This window comes from Moorena sp. (assembly GCF_982860115.1).
Genome location: NZ_CEYLVT010000063.1, coordinates 22,486 through 29,279 on the forward strand (window position 1 = coordinate 22,486; position 6,794 = coordinate 29,279).

A 6,794-nucleotide genomic window follows, 5' to 3' on the forward strand; every position below is an offset into this window, starting at 1 on the left:
TTACATCACAAGTCGTATAATTGCTATAATAGTTATTGGTAATATCCAACCCAATTTACTGTAATGATTACTTTGTATAAGGCACCACCTTTATGGGGATTACCGAGCATGAGTCCACCCTGTCTTAAATTAGAAACTTGGCTGCGTATAGCTAATATTGCTTACGATATCGAGATTCCTAAGGACTTTGCTAAAGCTCCCAAAGGCAAAATTCCGTTTATAGACTATGAAGGAAAACTGATCGGCGACTCCACCCTAATTATCGAGATGCTTAAGGAAAAAGAGGGCATAGATCCTGACGGCGATTTGACCTCAACAGAAAAAGCAATATCCTTAGCTTTTCGGCGAATGCTGAAAGAAAATACGTATTGGGGAGAGATTTATATTCGTATTAACCTTGAAGAAAACTGGCAAGTATTCAAACAAACCTTAACGAATCTCTACTTTGCTGGGAGCTCGACCCCAGAATCGGAACAGTTTTTACAACAGGTGCGAAAGTCCATTTCTAATCAGATTTATGAACAGGGAATGGGTCGTCACTCCGAGAAGGAAATTTGTGAAATTATTAATGCTGATTTTCAAGCCCTGTCTGATTATTTAGCAGATAACCCATTTTTTATGGGGGATAAACCGACAACTTTAGATGCAACGGCTTATGGTTATATTGCAAACATCATTTTACCTCCTTTCAAGAGTATGATAATTGATCGCGTATCTCAATATAAAAATATCTGTCAATATTGTGAACGGATGAAACAAGAGTTTTTTCCGGATTATTTGCCTTCTTAATCCAGAGTCAATTAATTTCTGTTTTAATATATAATTTTTTGGTATTATTGTTGTCACCTCCTCAAGTTGCCAAGTCGTGTAATCTAGCAGAAAGTCAGAATCAATATCGAGACAATGGGAGGCATTTGCGATGACAGAACTGAATTAGTATAGATGCGATCGCGAAGCGGTTCCAAAGGAACATCGCGTTTTCTAGTATGGCCGACTTGGAGGGTTGGCTCGATCGTTTTTCTGGATGAGAAGGGTTTGTCTATCGGGTGGATGGGGTTTAACCTCAAGACTCCTCACGCTCCCTTTGCTGCGGTCAAAGCTTACGCTCAAAGCTTAATGAACCATAAAGTTTTCAGACTGCTGTCACCTTCTAGACTAGGGCAGTGGGAGAATAGAGTTATCACCTGGCAAACACTTGAAAACCCTTAAAAACCCAACTATGGCCAAAACTGTTGCTGAAGTAATGACCCGCGAGCCGATCGTGGTGCAGCCCCAAACACCGATTAAGGAAGTCATCAAAATTATTGCTGAACAAAGCATCAGTGGCTTGCCAGTGGTCAACGAAGCAGGCAAATTGGTAGGAGTGATTTCAGAAGCTGACTTGCTGTGGCAGGAGACAGGAGTAGAACCGCCAGTCTATATAATGTTTCTCGACAGCGTGATTTACTTAGAAAATCCTGCCCGTTATGACCAAGAACTCCATAAAGCACTCGGACAAACCGCTGGGGAAGTAATGACTGGTCATCCCATGAGCATCAAACCCGATCAACCCTTACGGAAAGCAGCTAAGTTGATGCAGGAAAAATCAATCCACCATTTACCAGTAACAGATGAGGCAGAGCAAGTGATTGGAATTCTGACCTCTGGGGATATTGTCCGCGCCATGGCAGCTGAGTTAGCGAATTAAGGGAACTGTCTATCTCAAACAGTGTTCACGGTGAACAACTAACATGGTAAGTTGAGTTTTGGCTAGATATTGAGCAATTACCCATGAGCGTTACTCGTGAATCTGTCGAACAGCTGCTGAATTCATCGGATTTTGGCCAGCGCATTAGTGGATTAAACCAACTACGCCAGCTGGAACCATCGGTGGCTTTTGAGCTAATTCAACCCTTGGTTAAAGATAACAATGTTCGGATTCGATATGGGGCAGTGAGCCAGCTCCATACCTTGGGTCATCAGGATTTAACCTTATCTTTGACCCTATTACGCGATCGCCTTTTCAATGATCCAGAACCTGATGTTCAGGCAGCAGCAGCCGATTCCTTGAGTGCCTTAAAGCTCACCGAAGCCTATGATGATTTAGAGCAAATCTATAACCAAACCACTGAGTGGATCGTTAAATTTAGTATTATTGCTGCCTTAGGGGAACTAGGTGAACCCCGTTCATTTCAACTTTTAGAAGACGCTCTCAAATCCGATACCAGTTTAATCCAAACAGCCGCCATTAGTTCCTTAGGAGAATTGGGAGACCCCCGGGCTGTGCCTCTGTTGATTCCCTTTGCCACTAATTCCGACTGGCAAATTCGTTACCGGTTAGTACAAGCACTGCTTCATCTGGGAGGAGAAGAAGCTAGGGCAGTCCTAGAAACATTAGCGAATGACAGTGTTGAGCAGGTGGCTAGTGTAGCGCAAGAGGCGCTAAAAGCATAAGGCTTGAACAGGGAGGGAGAAGAGTGTGGGGAGAGGCCCAGGGCTATAACAAGCCCATTTACAAAAACCCTTCCATCTCGATCATTTCAATCATCTGAAGTCCACGGGGGTCTCCCACTTTCAAGAGGGCAGCTTTCGCGTCTTCTTTTACCCCTAGGTCTTCATCATCAGCAATTGCTTCAATTAAAGCATCAATAGCACCAGCGTAAACCGCATTGGAGGGCAATTCCCGACACAGTTGCCCGATAGACCAAGCACAATTACTGCGCACTGCTGCTACTGGGTCTTTCCTTAAAGCCGTAATCAAGGGCGGAATTGATGCGATTACTTCTTCATAATCTAACTCTGCCATTTGGGCTAGAGCACTAGCTGCCCACAAACGCACTGCAGGAATATCCGTTTTGAGCGAATCAATTAGAGAGGCTAAAGCACGGCGATCGCGACAGTTCCCCAATGCCCAAACAACCCCTTTACGGACATAACCGTTCCAATCAACGGTTAGCTGCTCAATCAAGGGCTTTACTGCTGTGGGACTGGGATTGCGCCCGAGACCATAGGCAGCACTTACCCGCACCAAGGGACAAACATCATTTAACAGGTTAATCAGATGGGGAATTGCCCGCTCATCTTGCAACTCACAAAAGGCACGAGCTGCTAGCATCCGTTGCTGACTTTCCGGAGCGGTTAACAGAGCCAGCATTTCCTCTGGATCAGGTTTGGATGCGTCTAACTCATCTTCAATCGGCTCTATGTCATCTAAAGGGCTTTCTAGTAAAGCCGTATTATCCAGTACACTCAGATCATCATCGTCATACATGCCTGATAACCTACCTTATCTTGCCTGATTCTACTAGTTTCATAAATTAGTATTTTCTGTGCAATGGTTTAATCATCCACAGAGATTGGGTGCGGAAACCCAGTCGCTGGTAAAGGTTCAAAGCCACTTGATTCGATTGAAACACCTGTAGTCCAAGTTGGCGATCGCCTCTTGCCCTTGCCCAAGCTTCAGCGTGCTGCATCAGTGCTGAACCAATGCCTTGACGGCGGTGTGCTGGCATGACGTACAGTAAAAAGATATAGCCATAGCGATCGCCATTTACCTGATCAACCCCATTGCCCATCCACAGACAACCCACCGGCAAGGGATGAGTTGCAGTATAACCTTTCCTAGAAACCTTCCCATCTGCTACTGTAACCCACCACAGGGGGGTTTCTCTGGAAAAGTACTGTTTAACAGTCTTCGCCAGGTGAGAAAAATCATTTTGTTCCGGAAAAAGCTCTTGGTAAGTTAATTCCATGAACTTCACCAAAATTGCCCGTTCTCGTGCCCTTCCCAGGCGTAGCTGGTAGTCTGCTAACAATGGCTTACTCACCAATTTTCGGAAAATGTTGGTTAACAACCAGCTGAGCGAATACTGGTGCTTGAATGCTGGCAGCATCAACGTCTTCAATCGGTGCAGGGGCTAGCATATCGTTTGGTAAAAAGATCCGAGAACTGACTGCCAACAGAGCAATTAAGAAGCCTAGTAGTGCCAGTAGGGGAGCAATATACTGACGAAAAATAGCCATGAATTTAATGGTTCGTTGATTTTAACAATTCTTTACTTTCTCCATCTTACTACAATGGCACAGCTTTTAGCGGTTGGAGGTTGGAGGTTGGAGGTTGGAGGTTGGAGGTTGGAGATTGGAGGTTGCAGGTTGGAGATTAGAGGTTGGAGGTTGCAGGTTGGAGGTTGGAGGTTGCAGGTTGAAGGTTAATAGTTGACCCTTGACCAACCTATGGAAGACAGGCTTATGGGTAAGAGTTTGAGGGGGTGACAAGCCGACTCACCCTCAGACAGGGAAAGCGTTACAGATATCGCAGTCCCTACTCAAATAGTGAAAAATTCCTTGGCTTATTGAGAATGAACAGGTAACCCAACTTTTGTTCCTATCCAATAGGCAACTCCAAGCAACAAGATAATCCCAAAAATCAATGGTAGTTTTTATTGATAGCGTCATAAAATGTGGGAATCCCATTCTCTGTGTTTGGAACTGTCAAAGAAGTTAAAGACTCCTGGACGGTTATTACTGTACCCCTTGCCCTTGATGTCTGAAAGATGTAATATTATAAAGCTAGCTTTAGCTATAGTTGCGCTTAAATTGTATTTAATTCCTCCCAATTTATTGGTCAGTAAAAATGTCTGAAATCCAAGATGTAGTCAGCCGATCTTCACGTGTTATGGCTGCTATTCGAGCGATAGAAACACAAAGAATTGATGGTTTGTTTAAAGACCCCCTAGCCGCCAAACTAGCAGGAGAAGAGCTTATTGCTGAAATTACACCTACTGCTCAAAAGTACGAAGATGACGGTATGCCTATAGTTATCGTGAGGACACGCTTTTTTGATGATTTTTTGATGTCTGAAGCTGCTTCAATCAAGCAAGTTGTTATCTTAGGAGCCGGGATGGATACCAGAGCTTTTCGCCTACCTTGGCAAAGGGACACTCAGATCTATGAATTAGACCGTCCGGAGGTACTGGAATATAAAACATCTGTTTTGGGAAACATAGAAAGTAAATGCGAACGGCACTTGATTTCCGTAGATATAACAGAGCCTTGGGCTGAGAAACTGATAGCTTCTGGATACCAAGTAGAAATTCCTTCAGTATGGCTGATGGAAGGACTGTTGTACTATTTAAGCGACCAGGAAGTACACAAACTATTAAAGGTAATTACCCAAATGAGCGTACCTATGAGTTGGTTGGGGGCCGACTTAATTAACTCTCACATTATCTCCCAAAGCACTGAAAAATTGTCTCAGCATTGGAAATATGGATGTGACGACCCAGAAAAGTTATTATCTACTTATAACTGGGAAGCATCGGTTCTTCAACCAGGAGAAGAAGGAGCTAGCTATGGTCGCTTTACCTCTAAGTTTCAGCCACGCAATATTTTAGATGCATCTCATTACTTTTTTGTCAAAGCTTCTTTGAAAGTGGAAAGCAACAGTTGATACCACACCCCACATATAGCGTTTCTCATAGTAATCAGGGACACAGAATTTTTTCCCACGTCCCTAGCCCCCTTATTAAGGCAAGGGGGGATACCTCTTCTGCCCAGATCCGCTATTCCCTGCTCCCTTAGACTTGCTTGGTTAGTTCTTTGATAACTTGAATCACGGTATCCGCAAGTTGATCATTTCCCCGGAGCCAACCGAGGGGAGTCAAATGCTTACCGGGAAGTTTCTCATCAATCAGGAGTTTATTCCCTAAATTCTCCTGTAACCAACGCACCGTTCCAGCTTCTTCAGCAATCTTATCCTTACTGAAGCTAATCAAAGCAGTAAGTTTAAATAAACGGCTATTTTTAATCAAGCAATAGGTTTGTTCGGGTGTGGGTAATACCCCGAAACCAAGTTTGTCTACTAAATCAGCGATGAATGGCACAGGAACCGCACTACTGGTACCGCTAATAACAGGAGCCATTAATACAGAGGGTTGATTGATCAAAGAAATATCTTTTAGATCAGCATTTCTGAGGCTATCTTCAATCTGCTTCTCTTGATCTTTACCAACACAATTTTCAAGAATTCCCTGAATTTTTTTGAACTCCAAATCACTTAAGAGTTCCAAGAGTGCGATATATTTTGTTCCTAGGCTGTGACCTAACCAAAAATATTTTCCCGCTCTAGCAGAGGGGTCTTGTTCATATATACTGTACTCATAGCCCAATTTTTTGGCTTCTTCCAAAATTCCATTGAATAGGGTTTTTTGTTCTTTGACCAAACCAATTGCTACAGACCAATGGCGGAAGGTAAATCTAAACGGTCTGGCAACAACAGTATAACCTGATTCAAATAATCGCTTGGCGATATATCGGTAGAAAATTGTCGGAAAACTTCCGAAAAACGCACCACCAATCAACTGAACAACACCTATCGGCTTGGGATGGATAGCAACCCAAGCAAAGGGAATTGGTCTAAATTTAAATTCGGCATTCATGGCAGTAACCTCTTTGAGAATAACTAATCGAAAGGGATTTTATAATGCGATCGCTTGTCGGTAATACCATCTAGGTTGAAGGTTACAGGTTGAAAGTTACAGGTTGAAAGTTACAGGTTGAAGGTTAGAGGTTGAAGGTTACAGGTTAGAGGTTGAAGGTTAGAGGTTAGAGGTTGCAGGTTACAGGTTACAGGTTACAGGTTACAGGTTATTAACCTTCAACATTCAACCCAAGCTTGGCCTTGGCCTTTGGGCCACGCTACGCGAATGGCCACGCTACGGGAACAACATTCAACATTCAACCTTCAACATTCAACCCAACCTTCAACCTTCAACATTCAACCCAACCTTCAACCTTCAACATTCAACCCAACCTTC

At 43.5% G+C, this 6,794-nt stretch carries 8 protein-coding genes; 4 read left to right on the forward strand and 4 right to left on the reverse strand.

Annotated elements, in window-relative coordinates:
* Nucleotides 1–63: 63 nt before the first annotated feature.
* From AC4II3_RS13135 to nblB, 3 genes are all read left to right on the forward strand, one after another.
* Entirely contained in the window at nt 64–789 is a 726-nt protein-coding gene (locus AC4II3_RS13135) for a glutathione S-transferase family protein (protein WP_488010296.1), read from the forward strand.
* Nucleotides 790–1,219: 430 nt separating this feature from the next.
* On the forward strand, nt 1,220–1,687 hold the full coding sequence (locus tag AC4II3_RS13140; RefSeq protein ID WP_070391195.1) for a CBS domain-containing protein: 468 nt from the start codon (nt 1,220–1,222) through the stop codon (nt 1,685–1,687).
* A gap of 83 nt (nt 1,688–1,770) precedes the next feature.
* Nucleotides 1,771–2,433 carry a phycobilisome degradation protein NblB gene (nblB, locus tag AC4II3_RS13145; protein ID WP_488010295.1) on the forward strand — a complete coding sequence of 221 codons (663 nt, stop codon included), beginning with the start codon at nt 1,771–1,773 and terminating at the stop codon, nt 2,431–2,433.
* Between the two features lie 58 nt (nt 2,434–2,491).
* Here nblB and AC4II3_RS13150 read toward each other — a convergent pair whose 3' ends face one another.
* Genes AC4II3_RS13150 through AC4II3_RS13160 form a run of 3 tightly spaced genes read right to left on the reverse strand, consistent with a single transcriptional unit; the run spans nt 2,492 to nt 4,002 of the window.
* Nucleotides 2,492–3,250 carry a HEAT repeat domain-containing protein gene (locus AC4II3_RS13150; protein ID WP_488010294.1) on the reverse strand — a complete coding sequence of 253 codons (759 nt, stop codon included), beginning with the start codon at nt 3,248–3,250 and terminating at the stop codon, nt 2,492–2,494.
* Nucleotides 3,251–3,296: 46 nt separating this feature from the next.
* Nucleotides 3,297–3,806 carry a GNAT family N-acetyltransferase gene (locus tag AC4II3_RS13155; protein WP_488010293.1) on the reverse strand — a complete coding sequence of 170 codons (510 nt, stop codon included), beginning with the start codon at nt 3,804–3,806 and terminating at the stop codon, nt 3,297–3,299.
* Entirely contained in the window at nt 3,799–4,002 is a 204-nt protein-coding gene (locus AC4II3_RS13160) for a DUF8624 family small hydrophobic protein (protein WP_293113337.1), read from the reverse strand. Before AC4II3_RS13160 ends, AC4II3_RS13155 begins: the two co-directional genes overlap by 8 nt.
* 610 nt (nt 4,003–4,612) lie before the next feature.
* Here AC4II3_RS13160 and AC4II3_RS13165 point away from each other — a divergent pair.
* The gene (locus tag AC4II3_RS13165; RefSeq protein ID WP_488010292.1) at nt 4,613–5,428 is read left to right on the forward strand and encodes an SAM-dependent methyltransferase; all 816 of its coding nucleotides are present in this window, start codon (nt 4,613–4,615) and stop codon (nt 5,426–5,428) included.
* A gap of 127 nt (nt 5,429–5,555) precedes the next feature.
* On the opposite strand, the gene AC4II3_RS13170 is transcribed toward AC4II3_RS13165, so the two are convergent.
* On the reverse strand, nt 5,556–6,416 hold the full coding sequence (locus tag AC4II3_RS13170) for a DUF1350 family protein (RefSeq protein ID WP_488010291.1): 861 nt from the start codon (nt 6,414–6,416) through the stop codon (nt 5,556–5,558).
* Nucleotides 6,417–6,794: the final 378 nt, after the last annotated feature.